Source organism: Pantoea sp. X-Soil-TKNS-1207 (assembly GCF_059730485.1).
Map to the genome: position 1 here is coordinate 4136311 of NZ_AP035958.1, position 23821 is coordinate 4160131.

Annotated in this window: 23 protein-coding genes; 7 read left to right on the forward strand and 16 right to left on the reverse strand. The window is 59.6% G+C overall.

Annotated elements, in window-relative coordinates; genetic code table 11:
- Positions 1 to 108: 108 nt before the first annotated feature.
- Positions 109 to 849 (forward strand): ABC transporter ATP-binding protein, encoded by a 741-nt coding sequence (locus AC6I8V_RS19275; protein ID WP_497843773.1) that lies wholly within the window; start codon positions 109 to 111, stop codon positions 847 to 849.
- Positions 846 to 2357 (forward strand): serine hydrolase domain-containing protein, encoded by a 1512-nt coding sequence (locus AC6I8V_RS19280; protein ID WP_497843774.1) that lies wholly within the window; start codon positions 846 to 848, stop codon positions 2355 to 2357. Before AC6I8V_RS19275 ends, AC6I8V_RS19280 begins: the two co-directional genes overlap by 4 nt.
- Before the next feature lie 60 nt (positions 2358 to 2417).
- Here AC6I8V_RS19280 and AC6I8V_RS19285 read toward each other — a convergent pair whose 3' ends face one another.
- From AC6I8V_RS19285 to mntP, 11 genes are all read right to left on the reverse strand, one after another.
- Positions 2418 to 3254 (reverse strand): fumarylacetoacetate hydrolase family protein, encoded by an 837-nt coding sequence (locus AC6I8V_RS19285; RefSeq protein ID WP_497843775.1) that lies wholly within the window; start codon positions 3252 to 3254, stop codon positions 2418 to 2420.
- Positions 3255 to 3337: 83 nt separating this feature from the next.
- Positions 3338 to 4159, reverse strand: a complete 822-nt coding sequence (locus AC6I8V_RS19290) for a M55 family metallopeptidase (protein ID WP_497843776.1) — start codon at positions 4157 to 4159, stop codon at positions 3338 to 3340.
- Entirely contained in the window at positions 4156 to 5199 is a 1044-nt protein-coding gene (locus tag AC6I8V_RS19295; protein ID WP_497843777.1) for a DmpA family aminopeptidase, read from the reverse strand. The genes AC6I8V_RS19290 and AC6I8V_RS19295 overlap by 4 nt, the downstream gene beginning before the upstream one ends.
- Before the next feature lie 2 nt (positions 5200 to 5201).
- Positions 5202 to 6086: an ABC transporter permease subunit gene (locus AC6I8V_RS19300; RefSeq protein ID WP_497843778.1), complete on the reverse strand. Its 885-nt coding sequence runs from the start codon at positions 6084 to 6086 to the stop codon at positions 5202 to 5204.
- 1 nt (position 6087) lies between these two features.
- Positions 6088 to 7017: an ABC transporter permease gene (locus AC6I8V_RS19305; RefSeq protein ID WP_497843779.1), complete on the reverse strand. Its 930-nt coding sequence runs from the start codon at positions 7015 to 7017 to the stop codon at positions 6088 to 6090.
- 215 nt (positions 7018 to 7232) lie between these two features.
- Positions 7233 to 8774, reverse strand: coding sequence for a glutathione ABC transporter substrate-binding protein (locus AC6I8V_RS19310; RefSeq protein ID WP_497843780.1), 1542 nt, complete (start codon positions 8772 to 8774; stop codon positions 7233 to 7235).
- Positions 8775 to 8795: 21 nt separating this feature from the next.
- Positions 8796 to 10667, reverse strand: a complete 1872-nt coding sequence (locus AC6I8V_RS19315) for an ABC transporter ATP-binding protein (RefSeq protein WP_497843781.1) — start codon at positions 10665 to 10667, stop codon at positions 8796 to 8798.
- 18 nt (positions 10668 to 10685) lie between these two features.
- Positions 10686 to 11651, reverse strand: a complete 966-nt coding sequence (dgcA, locus tag AC6I8V_RS19320) for an N-acetyl-D-Glu racemase DgcA (protein WP_497843782.1) — start codon at positions 11649 to 11651, stop codon at positions 10686 to 10688.
- A gap of 1 nt (position 11652) precedes the next feature.
- Positions 11653 to 12660, reverse strand: coding sequence for an N-acetyltransferase DgcN (gene dgcN / locus AC6I8V_RS19325; protein ID WP_497843783.1), 1008 nt, complete (start codon positions 12658 to 12660; stop codon positions 11653 to 11655).
- Positions 12661 to 12911: 251 nt separating this feature from the next.
- Positions 12912 to 12989 (reverse strand): hypothetical protein, encoded by a 78-nt coding sequence (locus AC6I8V_RS19330; protein WP_495524944.1) that lies wholly within the window; start codon positions 12987 to 12989, stop codon positions 12912 to 12914.
- A 129-nt stretch (positions 12990 to 13118) separates the two neighbouring features.
- Complete coding sequence (gene mntP, locus AC6I8V_RS19335; RefSeq protein ID WP_497843784.1) at positions 13119 to 13691, reverse strand: manganese efflux pump MntP; 573 nt, start codon at positions 13689 to 13691, stop codon at positions 13119 to 13121.
- A 284-nt stretch (positions 13692 to 13975) separates the two neighbouring features.
- Between mntP and AC6I8V_RS19340 the strand changes: the two genes are divergently transcribed.
- The gene (locus tag AC6I8V_RS19340) at positions 13976 to 14218 is read left to right on the forward strand and encodes a DUF1158 family protein (protein WP_497843785.1); all 243 of its coding nucleotides are present in this window, start codon (positions 13976 to 13978) and stop codon (positions 14216 to 14218) included.
- Here AC6I8V_RS19340 and AC6I8V_RS19345 read toward each other — a convergent pair.
- Both AC6I8V_RS19345 and pdxR read right to left on the reverse strand, forming a co-directional pair.
- Complete coding sequence (locus AC6I8V_RS19345; protein ID WP_497843786.1) at positions 14208 to 14852, reverse strand: FMN-dependent NADH-azoreductase; 645 nt, start codon at positions 14850 to 14852, stop codon at positions 14208 to 14210. The two genes, AC6I8V_RS19340 and AC6I8V_RS19345, sit on opposite strands and share 11 nt — an antisense overlap.
- A gap of 81 nt (positions 14853 to 14933) precedes the next feature.
- On the reverse strand, positions 14934 to 16376 hold the full coding sequence (gene pdxR / locus AC6I8V_RS19350) for a MocR-like pyridoxine biosynthesis transcription factor PdxR (protein ID WP_497843787.1): 1443 nt from the start codon (positions 16374 to 16376) through the stop codon (positions 14934 to 14936).
- A gap of 63 nt (positions 16377 to 16439) precedes the next feature.
- On the opposite strand from pdxR, the gene AC6I8V_RS19355 reads away from it, so the two are divergent.
- Together AC6I8V_RS19355 and mqo are read left to right on the forward strand one after the other, a co-directional pair.
- Positions 16440 to 16895, forward strand: coding sequence for a carboxymuconolactone decarboxylase family protein (locus tag AC6I8V_RS19355; protein ID WP_497843788.1), 456 nt, complete (start codon positions 16440 to 16442; stop codon positions 16893 to 16895).
- Between the two features lie 508 nt (positions 16896 to 17403).
- Positions 17404 to 19020 (forward strand): malate dehydrogenase (quinone), encoded by a 1617-nt coding sequence (gene mqo, locus AC6I8V_RS19360; RefSeq protein WP_497843789.1) that lies wholly within the window; start codon positions 17404 to 17406, stop codon positions 19018 to 19020.
- A gap of 191 nt (positions 19021 to 19211) precedes the next feature.
- Here mqo and AC6I8V_RS19365 read toward each other — a convergent pair whose 3' ends face one another.
- Positions 19212 to 19799, reverse strand: a complete 588-nt coding sequence (locus tag AC6I8V_RS19365) for a LysE family translocator (protein ID WP_497843790.1) — start codon at positions 19797 to 19799, stop codon at positions 19212 to 19214.
- Positions 19800 to 19934: 135 nt separating this feature from the next.
- Between AC6I8V_RS19365 and AC6I8V_RS19370 the strand changes: the two genes are divergently transcribed.
- A complete protein-coding gene (locus AC6I8V_RS19370) occupies positions 19935 to 21425 on the forward strand; it encodes an aminotransferase-like domain-containing protein (protein WP_497843791.1) in 1491 nt (496 codons plus the stop codon).
- Here AC6I8V_RS19370 and AC6I8V_RS19375 read toward each other — a convergent pair.
- Positions 21392 to 22015, reverse strand: coding sequence for a glutathione S-transferase family protein (locus tag AC6I8V_RS19375; RefSeq protein WP_497843792.1), 624 nt, complete (start codon positions 22013 to 22015; stop codon positions 21392 to 21394). The two genes, AC6I8V_RS19370 and AC6I8V_RS19375, sit on opposite strands and share 34 nt — an antisense overlap.
- Before the next feature lie 114 nt (positions 22016 to 22129).
- On the opposite strand from AC6I8V_RS19375, the gene AC6I8V_RS19380 reads away from it, so the two are divergent.
- Positions 22130 to 22978, forward strand: a complete 849-nt coding sequence (locus AC6I8V_RS19380; protein WP_497843793.1) for a PhzF family phenazine biosynthesis protein — start codon at positions 22130 to 22132, stop codon at positions 22976 to 22978.
- 82 nt (positions 22979 to 23060) lie between these two features.
- Here AC6I8V_RS19380 and AC6I8V_RS19385 read toward each other — a convergent pair whose 3' ends face one another.
- On the reverse strand, positions 23061 to 23819 hold the full coding sequence (locus AC6I8V_RS19385) for an SDR family NAD(P)-dependent oxidoreductase (protein WP_497843794.1): 759 nt from the start codon (positions 23817 to 23819) through the stop codon (positions 23061 to 23063).
- Positions 23820 to 23821: the final 2 nt, after the last annotated feature.

A 23821-nucleotide genomic window follows, 5' to 3' on the forward strand; every position in this document is an offset into this window, starting at 1 on the left:
TAGGGACGACGCATTTATGCGCACCGTTTGGATGGTCGCACGATAGGGACGACGCATTTATGCGCACCGTTTGGATGGCCGCACAGACACAGCAAGCGAGCAAAACACATGATTCAAATCGATAATCTGCGCATCGCCTTTGGTGCGCACACCGTGGTGAAAGGCGTCAGCTTTGCGGTCGGCAACGGCGAAAGTTTTGGTCTGGTGGGCGAGAGCGGCTCCGGCAAATCCACCATCCTGCGCGCGCTGGCCGGACTGAATGCCGACTGGCAGGGCAGCATGACATTCGGCGGCATGGCGCTCAGCGCCAAACGCAGCCGCGCCTTCTATCGTCAGGTGCAAATGGTGTTTCAGGACCCCTACGGTTCGCTGCATCCGCGTCAGACCATAGACCGCATCCTGCATGAACCGCTGCTGGTACATCAGCTGGATCGGGCCGAACAACGTATCAGCCAGGCGCTGAGCGAAGTCGGCCTGCCTGCGACGGTACGCTTCCGTTTCCCCCACCAGCTCTCCGGTGGCCAGCGCCAGCGCGTGGCGATTGCCCGCGCATTGATCGCCGAACCGGAAGTGCTGCTGCTGGATGAGCCAACCTCGGCGCTTGACGTGTCGGTGCAGGCGGAAATCCTTAATTTACTTAGCGATCTTCGCAGCGAGCGCAAACTGACCTACATTATGGTGACGCATAACCTCGCGGTGGTAACGCACCTGTGCCAGCGCATTGGCGTTATGCAACATGGCGAGATGGTGGAGCAGCTGAGCGCGGATGATCTGCGCGCCCGGCGCATTCAGCATCCGCATACCGCGCAACTTTTTGATCTCAGCATGACGCTGGAGGAACCGGCATGACAGCCCACTGGCAACAGGCCGCAGACGTTGCAGAATCAATCAGCCAAAGCTGGCAGCAATCAGGCGCGCCGGGCGGCGCCATCGTCCTGTTTGATGCCCACCATATTCACTCCACGCACTGCGCCGGGCTGGCCGATCTGGCCCAGCAAACGCCGTTTACCCTCGACAGCGTGGTGCGCTTTGCTTCCATCACCAAACACCTGTTTGCCGCGCTGGTCACCGGCCCCGGCCGCCGTTATCTGCAACTGGATGACCCGCTGGCGCAGCATCTGCCGCAGCTGACCGGTGCCAATGGCGCGGTCACCGTCGGCCAGGCGCTGGATATGAGCAGCGGCCTGCCGGACGTGCGCGAAACCCTGTCGCTGCTGGGATTGTCGGTGTACAACGCCACCAGCGCCGCCGATCTGCTCGATTTCGTGGCGCGCGAAGGGGATCTCAGTTATCCGCCAGGCAGCGAGATCTCTTACACCAACACCGGCTACCGGCTGGTGGAGGAAGCGCTGAAAGCCAAAGGGGTACGGTTCAACGATCTGCTGCAACAGTACGTCTGCGAGCCGCTGGACATTAACCTGATCGCCCCCGAAAGCTGGTTCGATATCGTGCCGGGCTTAGTGCCGGGCTACTGGTTTAACGGATCGCAGTGGCAGCTTTCCAGTGCCGGTCTGCACCTGTCAGCCTCCGGCAGCGTTACCGGCAGCGTGCGCCATCTGACCCGCTGGCTGCAAAGCCTGCTGGCCGACACCGGTCCGGGCGCGGGGGTGCTGCAACGATTGAGTGCGCCGCGTAACCTCAACGATGGCCGCACCAGCGGTTATGGCCTCGGGCTGACCAGTTCGACCCTCGGCAGCCAGACGCTGTTTGGTCATGGCGGTTCCCACGCCGGTTACAAAAGCTACTTCCTGCTGCACCCGGAGCTGAAAATCGGCGTGGCGCTGGTGGCAAACCGCGAAGATGTCACCACCTCGGAAAGCGCGCTGCGCATCATGGCAGCGGCGCTCAACCGGACGCTGCCGGAGAAAGGCCACGATCTGACGCCGGGTATGTATGTGGCGCCGGACGCCGCCGACTGGCTGGAGATTAAAGGCGTAACCGCCACCTGGCTCGGCGCAGGGGAAACCCTGTGGCGCGACGAACGGCATGGCGATGCGGTGTCGTTGTCCACGACCTTTCCGATGCAGCTGCGCCAGGTCGGCGCGGAGATTGTTGGCGAGATCGGCCATGCCGCGCGCCGCTTTGTGCCGGTACAGCCGGACAACGCCAGCCTCGACCATATGCAGGGGCGCTGGTTTGCGTCGCCGTGGCGCAGCGAAATGGTGATTGTGGGCGATACGTTAACTATGGGGATTGGTCCGGCGGCGATTCGCGCCACGCTGCAATCGCTGGGCGGCGATCGCGTGCTGGCCACCGCGCTGGATGGCCCGTGGGAAAAACGCTTTGTGCTGGCGCGCAGTGGCGACAGCGTACGGCTGCTGTTAAACCGCAGCCGCGTGGTGACCTTTACGCGATAGGCCTGGTCGGCATCAATGCCGACCCTACGATGCAGGGTGCGCATTTATGCGCACCGCAACTCAGGCAATACGGTGACGCAGTCGCCCGATATGTGCGATCTCCACCTCGATCTCATCGCCGGGGAACATAAACAGCGGCGGCGTGCGTTTTTTACCCACGCCACCCGGTGAACCGGTGATGATCACATCGCCCGGCGACAGCGGGCTGAAAGCCGAGATGTATTCAATGATCTTCGCCACCGGATGCACCATGCTGGCGGTGGTGTCGTTCTGCACTTCGCGCTGATTCAGCCAGGTTTTGATCGCCAGCTGCTGCGGGTCGGGGATCTCATCGGCCGTGGTCATCCACGGACCAAAACCGCCGGTCTGCGGCCAGTTTTTCCCGGCGGTGAACCAGGTAAACTGCATGTCGCGCACCGTGGCATCCATAAAGCAGCTGTAGCCTGCCACATGCGCCAGCGCCTGATCCGCCTTCACCTGATACGCCGGTGTGCCGATGATCACCGCCAGCTCGCCTTCGTAGTCGAACTCCTGGGTCGTCACCGGTTTCCGCAACGGTTGCTCGTGTGCCGCCAGTGAGTCAGCAAAACGCACAAACAGCGTCGGGGCATCGAGGGTTGCGGCAAACTCGTTACGTTTGTCGGCGTAGTTCATCCCCACGCAAAACACCTTGCCCGGATTCTCCACCACCGGCAGAAAATGGATGGCGCTGAACGGGTAATCGGCAGGCTGCTGGCGATACGCGTCAAGGTCGCCGAGCGCGCCGCGTTGCAGCAGGCTTTTCAGGTCGGGACACTCAGCACCGAGGCGTTTGCCGAGATCCACCACACCGTTTTCCTGCACGATGCCGTAACTTTTTGTTGCCTGGTCAATAAGATAAAAACTGCAAAGCTGCATGACTGCCTCGTTGTTATATAAAAATTGCGCGCAGGTTACCAAAAGAGACGCGGGAAAGCGGTACGACCTGCGCGCAATACGGCTTAATTTTGCGTGCTCGCCAGATAGGAGAAGGCGCTGAGCAGGCTGATCAGGGTGCCCATCTGCTCTGCACGGTAGCCAACGGTGACCGCATCAATGCGTGTTACGCCGGGGATCAGGCTGAAGAGATCGGCCAGCACCGGCTTACTGGCCTGCAACTGCATCTCATAGGGGGCGCTGAGACGCGTAGTGCTGACCTGACGCGCCCGTTTCACCGCTGCCGTTGCGGCGGCCCGGAGAGCGTTTTGCGCCGCCTGCGGGCTGATCGACTCGGCGCAGGTGTGTGAAATCGCGCGTTTTACGCAGACGTAATCCACCGACGGATAAAATTCCGCCATCCAGCCCTGCAACTGATCGTCACCGCTTACCAGCCACAGCGGCGTGCCCTGCTCTGCGGCGGCGGCGGCATAGATATCGCTCTCGCCCATCACTTTGCCGTTGATATGAATACGCCAGAACGCTCGACCATTGATGGTGTGCGCCAGCACGCCCGGCTCACCCGCAGCGCTGTGATAACCGATAAAGAACAGGCCGTCGAACGCCTGCTGCTCCAGCCCTTCCACCATCGACAATCCACGCGGTTTGCCCTGCACCAGACGCGCACGCGGATCGATATTTTCCGCGCGCAGATTGGTCATTTGTGCATGGCTGTCAGCCACCACCACTTCCGTCGCACCACCGGCGAAGGCACCGTCGATGGCGGCATTCACTTCCTGTTCCATCAACCCACGCGCCAGCTGGTGTTCCGCATGGCCCGGTGAACATTGTTCCGGGCGCATCACGCCCGCGATGCCTTCGATGTCGGCAGAGATAAAGATTTTCATTGAGATAACCTGTCTAAAACGTCCGTTAAAGCCGGGCGGTGGTGGCCGCGAAAACCGCTGACGGCTTCCGCGCTCAGCAACGCATCCAGCACCGCATGTTCGGTAGCATCGGCGGCGGCGGCGAGCAGTGGCTCCAGCGTCGCCTCTTCCGGGGGTTGCGGCTGCGGTTGGGTAGAAAACGCCACGGCGATATCGCCGGAGCCGTGGCCCCAGTAGCTGCCCAGTCGTCCCAGGCCTGCTCCGGCGCGTTTTGCCACGCGTTTTAACTGGCGCGCATCAAGCGGCGCATCCGTCGCCATAATAATGATGATGGAACCGGCATCGCGCTGGGGCGCCAGCGTCGGCAGCAGCGGCGCAATCATCTCGCCAAGGCGCACGCCATCCAGCGTCAGCGCCGTCAGCGCGCCGAAGTTGGCCAGCACCAGCACGCCAAGCGTGGCATTCAGGGCAGGAATCAGACGTGATGCCGTGCCAATGCCGCCCTTCAGACTGAAACAACTCATGCCGCGACCGGCACCGACGCTGCCACGGGCGAAATCGGCCTGCGCCCTGTCCAGCGCGTCCTGCGCCATCGCCTCGTTAATCGCCAGCGCCTGAATATCATTCAGCCAGCCGTCGTTGCACTCCAGCGCCAGCGGATTGACCGTGGGTAAACTGCGGCCCAGCTCCGGGTTGCGGCTGATGGCATCGCGCACCAGCGCGGTAAACAGCGTCCCCACCGCCAGCGTGTTGCTGAGCAGAATCGGCGTTTGCAACACACCCAGTTCTTCCACCTGCACCAGCCCGACCGGTTTGGCAAAACCGTTAAACACCGCGGCCGCACAGGGCAGCGGCTGCTGGAACAGGTTGTCGCCCGGCGGCACAATCGCGGTGACGCCGGTCTGGATTTCACCGGCATCCAGCGTGTGGTGCCCGACGCGTACGCCAGCCACATCACTGATGCGGTTGGTCGGACCGCAGGCGCTACGCGGCTGACCGAGCTGGCGTTCCTCACGCCAGCGTTGCAGCAACAGGTCGCGCTGCATCTGTTGAAAATCCATGATTAACTCTTCAGTTTCGGATCCAGCGTGTCGCGCAGGGCATCGCCCAGCAGGTTAAACGCCAGCACCGTGATAAAAATCGCCAGACCGGGGAACACGCTGACGTGCCACATACCGGCCATCATCATATTGCGGCTCATCGCCAGAATATTGCCCCACTCCGGTACGTCCGGCTCCGGGCCGAGACCGATAAAACTCAGTCCGGCTGCGGTGAGAATACTGGTGCCGATGCGCATGGTGAAGTAGACAATCACGTTCGACAACGTGCCCGGCAGAATATGCCGCAGCAGGATGACGCGATCCGGCGCCCCGGCGCAGCGCACCGCTTCAACATAGGCGGCCTGCTTCAGCGATAGCGTCGATGCCCGCACGATGCGCGCAAATACCGGCACGCTAAACACCGCCACCGCGATGATCACGTTATTCAGGCCTGGACCCAGAATCGCCACCACCGCGATCGCCAGCAGCATACCGGGGAAGGCGAACAGCACATCGGAACCGCGCATAATCAGCATATCGATCCAGCGGCCGTAGTAGCCCGCCAGCAGGCCGAGCAGCACGCCTGCCACCATGCCAAGGGTGACCGACAGCACCCCGACATACAGCGAGATACGCGCGCCATAAATAATGCGGCTAAGCAGATCACGACCGAGATCGTCGGTGCCCATCCAGTGCGCCGCCGATGGCGGAGATGAGAGCGCCATCCAGTCCGGCGCCATCGGGTCCCACGGGGCCAGCCAGGGTGCGAAAATCGCCACCAGCACCAGCAGCAGCACAAATCCCCCCGAGACCAGCGCCAGCGGGTTGCGCACAAAAGCGTGCATAAAATCGCGCCACGGCGAGCGGATCGCCTCCTGCGCGTTGGCAGGCAGAGATTGCAGACTCAATTTAAGCCTCCTGTCGCAGGCGAATTGCCGGGTTAACCACCGCGTACAGCAGATCCACCAGCAGGTTAATGGCGATAAATTCAAACACGAACAGCATGACCAGCGCCTGAATTACCGGCTGATCCTGCGCTTTGATCGATTCGATCAACAGCCAGCCTAACCCTGGCCAGTTAAAGACGCTCTCCACCACGATCGATCCGCCGAGCAGAAAACCAAACTGCAAACCGAGCATGGTGATCACCGGGATCAGCGCATTGCGCATCACATGTTTCCAGGTCACCAGCCGGTTGCGCAGCCCTTTGGCTTTGGCGGTGCGTACGTAATCTTCCTGCGCCACTTCAAGAAAGGCGGAACGGGTGAAACGCGCCATCACCGCCGCCACCGAGGAGCCGAGCGTAATGGCGGGCAAAATGATATCGCTGGGTTTATTGAAGCCGCTGACCGAGAACAGGCCGAACGGCATGGCGACAAACTGAATGAGCAGCAGGCCGAGCCAGAAAGTGGGCATCGAAATGCCGCCGACCGCCATGCTCATCAGCGTCCAGTCCTGCCATTTGCCGCGCTTCAGAGCCGCCAGCACGCCGAGAAACAGGCCAAGGATCACTGACCAGGCAAAGCCTGCCAGCGCCAGCCAGAGGGTAGGCATAAAACCTTGTTTGATCACCTCCAGCACCGGCTGCTGCGTACGATAGGTGACACCGAGATCGCCACGAAACAGGCCGCTTAGCCAGTGCAGGTATTGCTGCGGCAGCGGGTCGTTGAGACCGAGGTGCTGACGTGCCGCTTCCACCGCCGCCAGCGGTGCGTCCGGGCCAGCGTAGATGCGCGCCGGATCGCCCGGTAGCAGTTTGATGAAGCCGAATACCAGTAGCGAGACCACCAGCAGTACCGGAATCATCTCCAGCAGTCGACGAATGATGTATGCGAACATGCGGTTCCTTTAGTTTGGTGCGGTCTTTGGCCAGGTCGGCATTAATGCCGACCCTACAGCGCTGAATGCGATCTTTGGCCAGGTCGGCATTAATGCCGACCCTACGGCGCTGAATGCGATCTGTGGCCAGGTCGGCATCAATGCCGACCCTACGGCGCTGGGTCGTAGGGTGCGCATTTATGCGCACCCTATCGATGGACGCATCCCACTCCGGGTTACTTAAACGCCGCCTGGGTATACAGGAGGTTGCCATCCGGCAGCATGGAAACACCGCTCAGGCTGCTGCGTTTACCCACCAGGTTATCCGGGGTGCCGAGGAAGGCGACCGGCGCCTGTTGCCACAACAGCTTCTGCGCGTCAGCGTAAGACGCGCCGCGTTTCGCCGGATCGGCCGTTGCCAGGCCACCCGCAATCGCTTTGTCCACGTCCGGGTTGCTGTAGTACGACACGTTGTACGAGGTCGGCACCCAGGATTCGGTGGCGTACAGCGGGCGCAGCGCCCAGTCAGCATCGCCGGTAGAGGTTGACCAGCCGCCGTAGTAGAGGTCGAACTCCGCCTGCTTCGGATCTTTCACGCCCCACAGTTTGGCGTTGCGCGTACCGGAATCCATCGGCGTGACCGTAACGCGAATACCCACGGTGGCGAGCTGCGCTTTGAGGAACTGCGCGGCACGTACGCTGGCGGTGGCGTTGGTGGTCCACAACTTCAGGTCGATACCGTTCGGATAACCCGCCGCTTTCAGCAGCGCTTTGGCTTCATCCGGCGCGTAGCGGTAGTTCGGGTCGCTTTGTTTCTGATAAAACTGCACCCCTTCCGGAATCGCCGAGGTCGCTGGTTTCCCCATGCCCGCAAAGGCGACTTTCAGCCACAGATTGCGGTCGATGGCGTAGTTGATCGCCTGACGCACGCGCAGATCCGCCAGCGGCTTGTGCTGGGTGTTGATCGCCATGTAGTAGAGATAAATGCTCGGATCGCGCTGGATCGCCAGCTTGCTGTCGTTCTGCACGGTGCCGATCAGATCCGACGGCAGCGGCCAGATCGCATCAACCTGGCCTGACTTCAGTGCCGCGACGCGGGTGGCATCTTCCGGGCTGGGGGAGAAGGTCACTTTATCCACCTTCGGCCAGCCTTTTTGCCAGTAGCCGTCATATTTCACCAGCGTGATGGCCTTGCCCGGCTGCCAGTCAACAAACTTAAACGGCCCGGTGCCGACCGGATGCAGGCGTAGCTGCGCTTCGTCCGGGTACTGTTTCAGAATGGCCGGACTCCACATCACCGCCGACGGGTGCGCCAGGGTGTTGATAAAGGCGCCAAACGACTGGTTCAGCTCAACTTTTACCTGGTCCGGCGCCAGCACCGTGACTTTGCCGATCATCTTGTACAGGCTATTACGCTTCAGCCCTTTGCTCTGATCGGCGAGGCGATCAAGGTTGGCTTTCACCGCTTCCGCATCGAACGGCGTGCCATCCTGGAAGGTCACCCCTTTGCGCAGCGTCAGGGTGAATTCGGTGGCGCTGTCGTTGCTGGTGTAGCTGGTCGCCAGCCAGGGTTGCAGCTTCATCTGCGCATCAAACTGGAACAGGCGTTCAAAGATACCGCTCTGTACCGAATAACTGACGTTGTCGGAGGTATCGTGCGGATCGAGGCCGGTGATATCGGCATACATCGAAATACGCAGATCCTGCGCCTGTGCGGCGGCCGCCAGGGAGAGGGTAAGTCCGAGGGCGAGCGACGTGCGACGGAAAAACAGGTTCATGGAATCTCCTGGTATTGAGGGTTAGCGCGAAACAATGCCGTCAGCGACCCAGTGCTGCGGAGCCACCTGCCGATAACGGGGTTTAATGACCGTTTCTCCCACCTTGCGTAACGGCGACGGGATCTCGCTGTCATCGAAGATGCGTTGCGGACGGTTCTGTGGATCAGCCACCGGCACCGAAGCCAGCAGCCGTTGGGTATAGGGATGTTGCGGGTTGTTAAACACCGACTGACGCGGCCCCAGCTCGACGATCTGGCCGAGGTACATCACCGCCACGCGGTTAGCGATACGCTCCACCACTGCCATGTCATGGGAGATAAAAATCCACGCCACGCCGGTCTGTTGTTGCAGGTCCATCATCAGGTTCACCACCTGCGCCTGAATCGACACATCCAGCGCTGAGACCGCTTCATCGGCGATGATCACCCTGGGTTTCAACGCCATGGCTCGCGCTATCGCGATGCGCTGACGCTGGCCGCCGGAAAATTCATGCGGATAACGGCGTGCGTGTTCGGGCAACAGGCCGACGCTGATCAGCAGCGCTTCCACCTGCGGCGTGGCCTCCTCCAGCGATTTCACCACGCCATGCAGCAGCAGCGGTTCGGCAATGGTGAAACCCACCGTTAAACGCGGATTGAGTGAGGCGTAGGGATCCTGAAACACCATCTGGATTTCGCGCCGCAGCGGCTGGAACTGCGCCTCTTTCAGGTTGGCGATTTCACGTCCCTGGAAGTGGATGCTGTCGGCGTCGCTATTAATCAGACGCATCAGCGCCCGGCCGGTGGTGGATTTGCCGCAGCCGCTCTCCCCGACGATGGCGAGGGTTTCTCCGGGCCACAGCGTGAAATCGATCTGCTCCACCGCGTGCACCTGATGGGTGAGCGCGGAAAAAATGCCGCTGCGAATCGGGTAATAAACTTTCAGACCGCGTACATCCAGCAGCGGCTGCTCGTCGTAGCGCGCGGTGCGCTGTTCGGCGTTATCGGCCGGGGCGGCGCCCAGCAACGGAAAACGCTGCGGCCAGCTGTGCTCACGCATATCCCCTAGCTTCGGCACCGCCGCCAGCAGGGCTTTGGTGTAGGGATGCTGCGGCGCGTTGAAGATTTCCGCGACCGTGCCCTGCTCCACCACCTCGCCGCGATACATCACCACCACGCGATCCGCTACCTCGGCCACCACCCCCATATCGTGGGTGATAAACAGCACCGCCATCTGCTTCGCGCGTTGCAGGTCGCGCAGGATATGCAGAATGCGCGCCTGCACCGTGACGTCGAGCGCGGTGGTGGGTTCATCGGCAATCAGCAGCTGGGGATCGCAGGCCAGCGCCTGGGCAATCATCACGCGCTGACGCATCCCGCCCGACAGCGAGTGCGGGTAACTTTTCATGACGCGATCGACATCGGCGATGCGCACCTGGCGCAACAGCTCGCGGGCGCGCGCCTCCGCCTCGGCGCTGCCGCAAATCTGGTGGTCGCGCAGCGCTTCAGTGAGCTGATCGCCCACGCGCAGCACCGGGTTGAGCGAGGTCATCGGCTCCTGGAAAATCATCGCCATTTCCTGGCCGCGTAAGGCGCGACGCTGCGCTTCATTCAGCTTTTCCAGCTGATGCAGCTTGCCCTGGCGGTCACGAAACTGGATGGTGCCGCGATCGATACGGCCCGAGGCCGCCAGCAGCCCCATCACCGCCAGCGAGGTGACCGATTTACCCGATCCGCTCTCGCCGACCACGGCAACGATTTCCCCTTTGTGGATCGCGAAATTAATGCCTTTCAGCGCCTGACTGACGCCGCTACGGCTGCGAAAGCTGACGCTGAGATCCTGAATAGCGAGTACCGGCGCAGGCGCGGTACCGGCAACGCTGGCGGCGTTGTCAATAAGTGAAGTGTCCGTCATCGTTGCTCCGCGTGCGGGTTATAGCCAGATTCGGCCCTGGGAATAGGAGAGGAACGGCGAACTGTCTGCCGCCAGCCAGATTGGGCCATCAAGATCGACATGCTCCGCCGCAATCGCCACCGGCAGTGCGGCTTCCATTGCCAGCGACGAACCGAGCATACAACCCACCATCAGGCGCATCTCCAGCTTCTGCGCTTCCGCCACCATCGCCAGCGCTTCGGTTAAACCGCCGCACTTATCCAGCTTGATGTTGATCATCTCGTAGCGATTGCGCAGCTGGGCGATGTCTGCCCGCGTGTGGCAGCTTTCGTCGGCGCAGACCGGAATCGGATGGGTGAAACGCTGTAAATCCTGATCCTGTCCGGCCGGTAGCGGCTGCTCGACCATGGCGATGTTGTACGGCAGCAGCGCGTTAAACAGGCTTTGCAGATCCACACCGGACCAGGCTTCGTTAGCATCGATAATCAGGGTGGCGTGCGGGGCTGCCTTGCGGATCGCCGCCACTTTTTCCAGAATCTCGTCGCGGTTGAGTTTGATTTTCAGCAGGATGGCGCCGCGCGACACCGCATCGGCCGCCGCGTCGGCCATGTTCTGCACTGAATCCAGGCTGAGGGTTTCGGCGGTGATCACCGACGCCGGCTGCGGCTGCTGGGTGATATGCCACAGCGATTGCTTCGCCAGCGCGGCGTCAAGTCGCCATAGCGCACAGTCCAGCGCATTTCGCGCTGAACCGGCATGAAGACGGGTTTGCAGATCGGCACGACTGAGGCCCGCTTCGATATCAGCGCGCAGCGCTTCCAGCTCGGCGTTGACGCTTTCCGGCGTTTCGTCGTAGCGCGGCGTGGGGGTACATTCACCGCGGCCAATAAAGCCATTCTGTTCCAGCGTGACGCGAATCACCGTCACCGCGGTACGCGTGCCGCGCGAGATGGCAAACGGACGCGCCAGCGGCAGCTCCAGCACTTCAATCTGCATCCGCCGCATCTTAGCCACGCTCCTTCAGCAGCGCGGCGATATCCGCGATACCAAAGCGCACCGGGTCGGTAGCTGGCACGCCAAACTCAGCGCTCACTTCGGCACAGTAGGCGCGGGCTTCCTCTTCGCTGTAGTTTGACGTGTTGATGGCAAAACCCGCCAGCTGCACGGAATCGCTGGTGACCGCAGCGGCACGCAGGTTAGCTTCCAGACAATCTTTCAGGCTGACCATTGGCTGATGCGGCAGATGGCGCATATGTGGACGGCCCATTTCATGGCACATCACCAGCCAGTGCGGCTGCGCACCGTGGATCAGGCCCATTGATACGCCAGCGTAAGAGGGATGGAACAGCGAACCCTGGCCTTCGACGATATCCCAGTGGTCATCTTCATTGGCGGGCGACAGCGCTTCGGCGGCACCGGCGATAAAGTCAGCGATCACCGCATCGATAGCAATGCCTGCGCCTTCCACCAGAATGCCGGTCTGGCCGGTGGCGCGGAAATCGACCTTCATACCGAGGTCCTGCATCGCCGCTTCCAGCGCCAGCGAGGTGTACATCTTGCCAACGGAGCAGTCGGTGCCGACAGTGAGCACACGCTTACCACTGCGCTTTTTACCGCTGCCGACATCCAGCTTCGGACGCATATGGCGGATATCAAACAGCTCGACGCCAAACTCCGCAGCCAGCGCCACCAGCTCCGGCTCATCCACCAGACGATGATGCAGGCCGCTGGCAACGTTCATACCTGCTTTAATCGCGCTGCATACCGTTTCCAGCCAGTGCTGGGGCAGATAACCACCGGCATTGGCGGTGCCGAGCACCAGGGTTTTCGCGCCGCGCGCTTTAGCGGTGGCAATATCGATCTCTTCCAGACCGAGGCTGACGCTACAGCCAGGCAGTTTGATTTCACCGACGCACTGCTCTGGTCGCCAGACATGAATGCCGCGTGCAGTTTTTGCCGCCAGTGGATCGGTAACGTCGCCAAGAAAAAGTAAATAGGGTTGTGGGATCAGCATGAGGTTTCTCTTATCAGACAGGTGAATAGGACCTGGGCTGACTATTTCATGCAGCGGAAGGGGTGACGAATGCTTGTTTAGTCGCGGGGTATAACGTCAGGCTATAGCCAGATCAAAAACTGATGGCTGAGGGGGTAACTGCGTGATTTCAGGGGAAAACGGGCGAAATATCAGGCGGGAGAGATAAGAAAATGATTGATAATCACCGGTCGATCCCTGACCGCGATTATCGAGGGTTACGTGCGGGGCGCTTAATTTAAAGCACCCGGCGGTACGTGTTTGAAGGTTTCAACATATGCACGAAACACGTAGCGGAAAAATCGTTTCATCTGGCACCTGGCTCAAAATTAGTTGAAGAAATACGTAAAAAGTATAGCTTCAGGCTGTTTTTCACGCAATAAATTTTGAGTCAGATCACAAAATTGGTATTTTTTCGCAGTTGCACAATCACCACGAGGTTAGCCGAACCAACCCATATGTTCGGCCAGAATGGTACAGCCGATGCTGATCAGCACCACGCCGCCCAGCACTTCCGCCCATTTGCCCAGCACCGGGCCGATAAAACGTCCGACCAGCACGCCGGTGGTCGCCATCACGGTCGTCGCCGCACCGATGGTTACGGCGGTCATCACGATATTGACCTGCAAAAATGCCAGACCGACACCCACCGCCAGCGCATCAAGGCTGGTGGCTACTGCGGTTAACGCCAGCACCATAAAGCCGTGACGCTGCGGCGCTTCGCAGGGTTCATCCGCCGTCTGACGGAAGCCTTCCATCATCATACGGCCACCCAGCAGCGTCAGCAGGCCAAACGCCACCCAGTGATCCCAGCGCATAACATAGTGGCTGGCAGCCAGACCAATTCCCCAGCCAATCAGCGGGGTCAGCATTTCAATCACACCAAAAATCAGGCCGGTGCGCAGCGCCTCTTTAAAATCCGGGCGATGCAGGGACGCGCCTTTGCCAAGTGCAGCGGCGAAAGCGTCCATTGACATACCAAAGGCCAGAATCAGGGTTGCTATAAAGGTCATGATTTTTCAGTCAACACAGACAAAACGGCGAATAAGCCTGGAGTTTGTCCGCATTTATTGTTCAGTAATGAAAAAGTGCGCGCAGTCTAACACGCAAAACTGCCAAAAAAAAGACAGTAAAATCATGGATTTAAGTATAGCAAAGGCTATAACTCATTACTCGGGCTATTTCTGCTGCTAAGTCGATGGAATAGAAGAAAATTCTGGTGGCTGACAGGCCGGGGGATTGCACCCTGCGGGGCTTTGTGCGCTAATGCCCGCGCTAATTGTTCGGGAATGTTGCGATGAAAAATCCGTTTGAAACGCTGGTTATCCCTGGCGGTATTTTGCTGCTGGGTTTTCTCTCCGCGCTGCTGCTGCCCGCACCGGCGTTCAGCCTCGCTGTGGCAAAGAACCTGCAAACCACCCTTCATTTGCAGGATCTTAATCAGCTTTACACCATGGTGTTTTGTGTGTGGTTTCTGCTGCTTGGCGCGATTGAGTTTTTCGTCATCCGCTTCGTCTGGCGTCGCTGGTTCAGGCGGTAACCGCCGCGCTGGCCCATTGCGCCACCACCGCATCCAGATCGCGGTAAGCCTGAGCTAAGCCCGCTTCACGCGCGGCCTGGTCAGCAAACGCCAATGGCTCGGCATTCACAAACTGCGGCGCCTCGATACCGATAAACCCAAAGGCGGCACGCAGCGCGGGCGTCAATGCATCCATCCCTGCATAGGGCGATCCCGGTTGCAGGCTGGCGCCGCGCGTGGTGAGAAACAGCGCTTTCTGCCGTGTCAGATTACCCTTCACATTTTGTTGTTCATCAAAGTGATAGGTCAGATTGGTGCGGATGATGGCATCAATATAGGCTTTGAACGCCGATGGCATACTCCAGTTGTACATCGGCATGGCGAACAGCAGCGCATCGGCATTGAGCAATTGCGCGCACAGACGGTCAGAATCGGCCAGCACCACTTTCATACGCGGCGTGCGTTGTTCTTCTGGCGTATAGGTCGCCTGCGCAAATTCGCCGGTGACATGGCTGACCGGATGCTGATCCAGATCGAGATACTCCACCTGCAACGTCGGCAGCTGCGCCTGCAAACGCTGAACAAAATAGCGGCTCAGGGCGCGCGAATTAGATTTGGCACCTTTCGGGCTGACATCAACATGTAATAACTTCATGGCTCCGGTTCCTCATTCATTTTGCTGAGGCGTACCTTACCCAGCTCCTTGGACCAGAAAAAGGCACAAGAACGTAGTTTTTTATTGGTCCATGCGTCGTTGATGCGCCTCCACCAGCCACTTCAGCCGTTCGGCGCAGCGGGCAAAACCCTCGCGCGGCAGCTGGGTGACGCCGAGCATAAAGCCGTATTGCCGCCCTTCGTCGTGCTGATACCAGATAGAGAGCGGCGAGGGCGCGAGGCCATAGGCCAGCGCCTCACGCGCGATTTGTTGATCTGGCGTGTCGGCAGGCAAACGGACAATCACCGCCAGCCCGGCGCGCTGCACATCAGGAAAATGCGGACGCAGCGCCGCCTCAATACCCTCCAGCCGCTCATGGTAAACCCGCTTCATCCGCCGCAGATGGCGCAGGAAATGGCCCTCGCGCAGAAATCCGGCCACCGCATCGTGCAACAACGCGGACGACGCCGGTGCCAGTAGCGCGCAGGTATCGGCAAAGCGTGCCGCCAGTGCCGCAGGCACCACCACAAAGCCGAGACGCAGCGTCGGGCTGAGGGTTTTGCTGAAGGTGCCCACATGGATCACCCGTCCTTCGTTATCAATCGCCGCCAGCGCCGGTGCCGCACGGCTGCCAAGCTGCAATTCGCCCAGATAGTCATCTTCGATAATCCAGCGCTGCTCGCGGTTGGCCCAGGCCAGCAGCGCCTGGCGACGCGGCAGCGAAAGCGTGACGCCCAGCGGTGCCTGCTGCCCCGCCGTCACCAGCGCAAAGGCGGCATCCGGCGCCCTGGCGATGCCCGCGTCCACCTGCAAGCCCTGTTCATCGACGGGAATGCCCACCGGGGTGACGTGCATCTGCTGTAGCGCCGCCCGCGCCAGCATAAAGCCCGGTTCCTCCATCCACGCCTGTTTGCCGTGCAGACCCAGCGCCAGCGCAATCAGCCCCAGCGCCCCGGCATAGCCGTTGGTGATCATGATTTGGTTCGCCTGACAGCGAATGCCGCGCGCCACCGCCAGATAACCCACCAGCGCCTGGCGCAGTGCCAGACTGCCACGCGGATCGGGATAGCCAATCGCCGGATTGGCCTGTTGCCGCGCCTGGCGTTGCAGCACGCGCGCCCAGACTTTGGCCGGAAAGGCATCGCTGGCTGGCACCCCCATCTGAAAGGTGAGCGGCGTGGTGTCGTAGTCATACACCATCTCCAGCAAGGGGGATCCGGCGCCGGTCACCGCCGCACGCGTCGGTTGCACCGATGCCTCGGTCGCCACAAACGTGCCTGCCGCCCCTTTCGCCACCAGCAGCTGGCTATCGACCAGCATGTCATAGGCGCGACGCACCGTGCCGCGCGCAACGCCGAGCTGCACTGCCAGATCGCGACACGAAGGCAGCCGCGCGCCTGCCGCCAGCCGTCCTTCGGCAATCGCCGTGCTGAGCATCTGGTGCAGCTGCTCACTCAGGCCACGCTGGTCAGCACGATCCAGCGTCAGCGTTAATGGGCCACTGATTTTGTCATTTTTTGGCACTTTCGTTGCTCCATAAGGCGGTGAACAATGCAGATGCAAACATAACTGATTGAGGAACGGAAAATGAGCCAACGTATCGATTTTTACAGTGCCGCCCCAGGCGGTATGAAAGCCCTCGGCGGCGTATACAGCTATTTATCACAAACCGATCTGTCGCAGAGCCTGCTGGAGCTGGTGTTTTTGCGTGTTTCACAGATCAACGGCTGCGCGTATTGCATCGACATGCATACTCAGGCGCTGCACAAAGCCGACATGCCGTGGCACAAGATAGTGTTAACCCAGGTGTGGCACGAATCTGGCGCGTTGTTTGACGCCCGCGAACAGGCCGCGCTGGCGTGGGCAGAGAGTCTGACCCTGATTGCCAGCCACGGCGCGCCGGATGCGCTGTTTGAGCAGGTGAAAGCGATGTTTAGCGATAAGGAGATTGTCGATCTCAACGTGGCAATTGGCCTGATGAACACCTACAACCGCATGGCGATCAGCCTGAAAAAGCTGCCTGATAGTGTGCCGCGTGATTAAGTTTTCCTCTGACGGGCGCGCTTCGCCGCGCCCAAATCCGCCATCACATAAACGTAACAATATTTTTACACGGACTGGCGAAACATTGCGCAACATAAAAACAGCATAAAAAATCAATTTTTGTTAAATTCATATTTTTCATGATGTTACGCATAAGGCAATTCTTCAGCCTCTATCCATACCTATACAACCCCCTCACAATGTCGCAACATAGTCACTCGCGTAACCGTCTGATTCGGGGATAAAAATCCCTTATGACAAGCGGGTTGAACTGATTAATTCTTATGCTGAATCATTTCTGCCTTTAAAAAATAAACAAACGTTTAATTCCGATACGAGAATGTTATATTCAAACGACTATGCATAACGTGCAGTTAACCGTTATCGCCCCATGGCTTATACCTGAGTCTTAACCTTTGAGAAACAGTGCGACGCGCTCGAAAGAAGCGTGGCTGTTTCGCCTGCGAACCTGTTGAACTTCAGGTCAACAGAGAGGAGATGTCGCCTCATGAGCAAAACTGCGGTAAACCTGGCGCTCGCTGTTAGCGCTGCTGGCATGGAAAGCGCAAACCTTCAGGAACGAAAAGACGTCGATGTGCTGCTGATTGGCGCAGGCGTGATGAGTGCTACCTTAGGCACCTGGTTGCAGGATCTGGAACCAGACTGGTCTATTGAGATGGTCGAACGCCTGGCAACAGTTGCGGAAGAGTCGTCCAATGGCTGGAACAACGCCGGTACCGGTCACGCAGCGTTGGCAGAGCTGAACTATACGCCGCAGAAGGCGGATGGCAGCATCGACATTGCCAAAGCGGTAGCGATTAACGAATCGTTCCAGATTTCCCGCCAGTTCTGGGCGCATCACGTTCAGAAAGGCAATCTGCGCAATCCCAAAAGCTTTATCCACAGTACGCCGCACATGAGCTTCGTCTGGGGCGACGATAACGTAGAGTTCCTGCGCAAACGATTCCAGGCGTTGCAGAAAAGCACCCTGTTCCGTGGCATGGCATTCTCGGACGATGCCGAACAAATCAGCCAGTGGATCCCGCTGGTGATGAATGGCCGCAATCATAAGCAGAAAGTCGCCGCCACCTGGACCGAAATGGGCACCGACGTTAACTTCGGTGAGGTGACGCGTCAGCTGATTGCCGCGCTGGAGAAGAAAGCCAATTTCCGCCTGCGCCTGCGTCAGGACGTGCGCGATATCAAACGCCTGAGCGACGGTCGCTGGCAGGTCACGCTGCATAATCTGGTCAGCGGCGAAAGCCGTCTGCTGACCGCGCGCCAGCTGTTTATCGGTGCGGGCGGCGCGGCCCTGCCGCTGTTGCAGAAATCGGGTATCCCGGAAGTGAAAGGCTACGCCGGATTCCCGGTAGGCGGTTCGTTCCTGGTGACGGAAAACCCGGAAGTGGTGCAGCAGCATATGGCGAAGGTCTACGGCAAAGCCTCGGTAGGCGCACCGCCGATGTCGGTGCCGCACGTCGATACCCGCGTGCTGGATGGCAAGCAGGTGCTGCTGTTTGGCCCGTTCGCCACTTTCTCCACCAAATTCCTGAAACAAGGTTCGCTGCTGGATATGTTCGGCGCGATGAACGGCAGCAACCTGATGCCGATGATGCAAGTAGGCCTGAAAAACTTCGACCTGGTGAAATATCTGGTTGATCAGGTTCTGCAAAGCGACAACGACCGGATGGAAGCCCTGCGCGCCTATGTGCCTCAGGCGAAGCAGGAAGACTGGCGTCTGGTCACCGCAGGTCAGCGTGTGCAGATCATCAAGAATGATGAGAAAGATGGCGGCGTATTGCGTCTTGGCACCGAAGTGGTGACCTCCGCAGACGGCAGCATCTCGGCGCTGCTGGGCGCTTCGCCGGGTGCCTCTACGGCTGCACCGATCATGCTGGAACTGATGGCGAAAGTCTTCCCGGAACAGATGCGCTCACCAGAGTGGCAGACCAAAATCCGCGCGGTGATCCCGTCGTGGGGCCGTAAGCTGAATGGCGACGTGGCGCTGACCGAGAAAGTGCTGGCCGATACCAGCCGTGTGCTGCAACTCGATTACGCACCGGTGGTTACCCCGATGGCGGCGAACGACGAAGGTCGTGAAACGGCGCATGTGGTGGGAAAGTAGCAAAACCGTAGGGAGCGCATTGATGCGCTCTTTGGCGTGGTTGGCAGCAGCAGCCCTGTGCGGGTTTTGACAGGGTCGGCATCAATGCCGACCCTACGCCTGTAGGGTGCGCATTTATGCGCACCGTTTAAATCACCGCACGATATCAATGACGCATTTATGCGCACCGTTTAAGATGCGCCCCGCATCATTCACACCAACTGAAACGCGTCATAAATCATCCAGCCGGTGGTCGCCACCAGCGATAGCGCCATCAGGCTGTTGAACGCCTGGCGTTTCCAGTCAACCTGCAAATGGCCGCGCAACCGATCCCCCAGCGCTGCCCAGATTAAAATGCATGGCAGGTTAAGCAACGCAAATCCCAGCAGCACCGGCATCACCCCATTGCCGTTGACGTACATCAGCGCCACGTTAGTGACCATCAGCCAGGCTTTGGGATTGACCGCCTGAAAACAGGCGCTGCCGACAATGGTCATCGGGCGCGCACTTTCCCGCGCCTGCGGCGCCCCGGCGCGAAAGATCTTCCACGACAGCCACAGCAGATAACTACATCCCACCAGCGTCAACGGCAGGCGGATAGCGCTCATCCAGTGCAGCAGCACTTCCAGCGCCACCCCGGCCAACGCCAGCTGCACCGCGCAGCCCAGCAGAATGCCGAGCACCATCGGTAGCGTGCGTTTCAGGCCAAAGTTCACCCCGGAGGTGGCAAGCAGCAGGTTGTTCGGACCTGGGGTGATCGACATAACGGTGACATAACTGAAGAAAGAGGGATCGAGCATGATGCAGTTCCTGATGAGTCAACATAGCTTCATGCTAATCGGAGCGACCCAATGGAAACAGAGACACAAAACGACTATTGTAATGGATACAGTTAACCAAATTTAAGATTGTACCCATCGCGCGCGGAGGCTTTTGTGTCCCTTCCTCTTACATCAGGCCAGACGCTGTATCAGCAGCTGGCCGACAGCTTTGCCGAGTCGATTCATCAGGGCACGCTCAAACCCGGTAAACGCTTACCGGCAATTCGTCGCGTGGCGCAATCGCATCAGGTAAGTATCAATACCGTGCTCAATGCCTGGCAGATGCTGGAAGATCGCGGCCTGATCGAAGCACGACCCAAATCCGGTTATTACGTGCGAAGCGTATTACCCGCAGTGACCCAGCCGGCACAAAAGCATCGCGCCAGGGTTAACGATCCCAGCAGCCAAAAGCTGGAGTTGATCGAGCAGGTGTTCGCCGCGCAAAACCACCCGGATTACACCAATATCTCGCTGGCCTGCCCGCAGGATAGCGATCTGTATCCGTCTGCGCGCCTGAGCCGGATAACCGCCTCGGTTTTGCGCCGCAATCCGCAGATTGTCGGACGCTATGCACTTCCGCCCGGTAGTGAGCGCTTACGGGAGGAGATTGCGCGCCGCAGCCTGCATACCGGCATTAATCTCACCGCGCAGGACATCACCCTCACCCACGGCTGTATGGAAGCGTTACAGCTGGCTCTGCGCGCCGTGACCAAACCCGGCGACTGCGTGGGGCTGGAATCCCCGACTTACTTTTTCCTGTTCCCGCTGCTGGCGTCGCTGGGGCTGAAGGCGCTGGAGATTCCTACCGACCCGCAGCGTGGCCTGTCGCTGGATGCACTGGAGATGCTGCTGCTGGAACAACGCATTCAGGCGCTGATCGCGATGCCGGGGGCGCAGAACCCGCTGGGCTATGTCATGCCGCTGGAGAACAAGAAGCGGCTGGCGAAGTTAGTGAATACTTACCATCTTCCTTTAATAGAAGACGGGCTGTACGACGAGTTGCAGTTTGACTGGCCGCTGTCGCCGCCGGTGAAAGCGTTCGATAGCGACGGCTGGGTGATTTACTGCACCAGCTTTACCAAAACCGTGGCGCCGGATTTTCGCATCGGCTGGACCGCTGCCGGGCGTTTTCATGAGCAGATTGCCCGGCTGAAAGCGGTGTCGTCGATGTCTGAATCGCGCCTGCTGAGCGAAGTGCTGGCGGAGTTTCTCGCCAGCGGCGGTTACGACCATCACCTGCGCACGCTGCGCCGCCGTTATGCCGCCAATCTCGATGCGGCGCGCGGCATCATCGCCCGGCATTTTCCGCACGGCACCCGCGCTACCCTGCCGCGCGGCGGCTTTGTGTTTTGGGTCGAACTGCCGGGGAAAGTGGATACCGTGGAGATGTTTCATCGGCTGCTACAGGAGCAGATTTGCGTCACGCCGGGTGCGCTGTACTCGCTCAGCGAGCGCTACACCCATGCGCTGCGCCTCTCCTGCTGCTATCCGTTCGATGCGCGTTACACCTGGGCGCTGGAGCGTACCGGCGCGCTGGCCTGCGAGCTAAGCGGCCTGTCGCCGGGCCAGGATCAGGGCGTGCCGTTGCGGCCCCAGGTGGTGTAGCCTGCGCGTTCGGTGAGGCGTTCGTAATAGGTCTGCACCGCGGGCAGATTGCCGTGCTCCAGCGGTGTTTCAAACCAGCGGTTCACTGCCAGACCGATAGGGATATCCGCCAGCGTGAAGTTACGCCCGGCAACGTAGCGTCCGGTTTTCTCCAGCTGCTGATTAAGAATGCCCATGGTATGCGCCCAGCCTTTGCAGGCGGCCGCCAGCAGACGCGGGTCCTGATGGGCCGGTGAGTTGCGCACCAGCGACATAAACGCATAGCGCCACGACGTGTTAAGTTCGGTGGATTGCCAGTCCATCCATTGATCGATGGGCGCGCGGGCGCGGGGATTTTGCGGATAAAGCCATTCGCCGCCGTAACTGGTGGCGAGGTAGCGCAGGATCGCGTTAGATTCCCACAGTACGAAATCGTCTTCGATGATCACCGGGATCATCGCATTGGGGTTCAGCGCCATAAATTCGGGCGCGTGAAGAGATTTGTTTTCGTTACCCCAATCTTCGTGCTCGTAAGGAATATCCAGTTCTGCACACAGCCACAGAACTTTGCGCACGTTAATGGAAGAAGTGCGCCCAAGAATTTTTAACATAACAGACTCCGGTTGCATAATTGTTAATCTATTCATAGCCCTGTTGATGTCCTTTAGCAATCAACATCATGTAAAACCGGATTTCAGATAACCTCAACTGAGAAGGAGTGACTAATGAAAGTCACGTTTAAACAAGTGGACGTTTTCACCTCATCAGCCTTTCACGGTAACCCGCTGGCGGTAATCATGGATGCGCAGAGCTTAAGCGATGCGCAGCTGGCCGCGATTGCCCGCTGGACCAATCTGTCGGAAACCACCTTTGTCCTGCCGCCGCAGGATGCCGCCGCGGATTATCGCGTCCGTATTTTCACGCCAGGCGGCGAGCTGCCATTTGCCGGACATCCCACCCTCGGCACCGCCCATGCGCTGCTGGAGGCAGGCTGGCCGGTGAAAACGCCGGGCAAAATTGTGCAGGAGTGCGGCGTCGGTCTGGTTGAGGTAAAAATCAGCGACGACGGCGCGCTGGCCTTTGCGGCACCGGCAGCCACCCTGACCCCCTTCAGCGATGCCCTGATTAGCAGCGCCATCGGCAGCGACGCTTTTGCGGCGGCGCAGTCGCCAACGGTGGTGGATATGGGGATTCGCTGGTTGCTGTTGCCGATGAGCAGCGCTCAGGCGGTGCTGGCGATACAGGCCAACGCCAGCGATTTGCAGCGTCTGCAAAAACATGCGGGCGTCAATGGCGTGGCGGCATTTGGCCCGCTGCCAGCAGGTGAAGCGGAACAATATGAGGTACGTGCGTTGTTTGTTGAGAACGGCAGCCTGGTGGAAGATCCGGTAACCGGCAGCGCTAACGCCTGTCTGGCGCGCTATTTCGCTGCGCAGGGCGATACCCGCGATTATCGTGCGCGTCAGGGCACCGCCATTCAGCGTGCCGGGCGTATCGAGGTGAACTTTGGCGCTGACGCGATCTGGATTGGCGGCCAGACGGTGACGGTGATTGACGGCACCATCGAACTATAAGGCACCGATGCACATCGCGCCGCTACGCAACCGTGCGGTTATTGACCGGGTCGGCATCAACGCCGACCCTACATGGGGTGGATTACAGCGCCTGGCCGCCCGATGCTTCAATACGCTGTGCGGTGATCCAGCCGGTTTCATCGCTCAGGATCGCGCTGACGGCATCGCCGATATCATCCGGCAGACCCACACGACCCAGCGCGGTCAGCGCGGCGATGGTGTCGTTGATCTCTTTGGTATCACGTACGCGGCCACCGCCGAAATCGGTCTCAATCGCTCCCGGAGCCAGAATATTGACGCGAATGCGCCGCTCGCCCAGCTCTTTCGCCTGGTAGCGCGTCAGCACCTCCATCGCCCCTTTCATCGCCGCATAGGTACCGGAGCCGGGATAGGTCAGGCGCGTCAGTCCGCTGGAGATATTCAGGATGCGTCCCCCATCAATAATCAGCGGCAGCAGTTGCTGTGTCAGGAAGTACGGCCCTTTAAAGTGCACATTCACCAGCGCGTCGAACTCGTCTTCGGTGGTCTCGGTGAACAGTTTATAGTGGCCGTGTCCGGCGTTGTTCACTAAATAATCAAAGTTGTCACGCTGCCATAACGTTTGCAGTGTCTCTTTAACCCTGGCAACGAATCCCCCGAACTGGCCGGTATCACCGACATCCAGCAGCAGCGCGGCGGCACGCGCCCCCAGCACTTCAATCTCCTTCACCACGGCCTGAGCTTCGTCTTCGTGGCTGCGAAAGGTAAAGATGATATCCGTGCCTTTTGCGGCCAGTTTCAGCGCCGCATTCTTGCCTAAACCCCGGTTACCACCCGTAATCAACGCAATTTTATGACTCATGA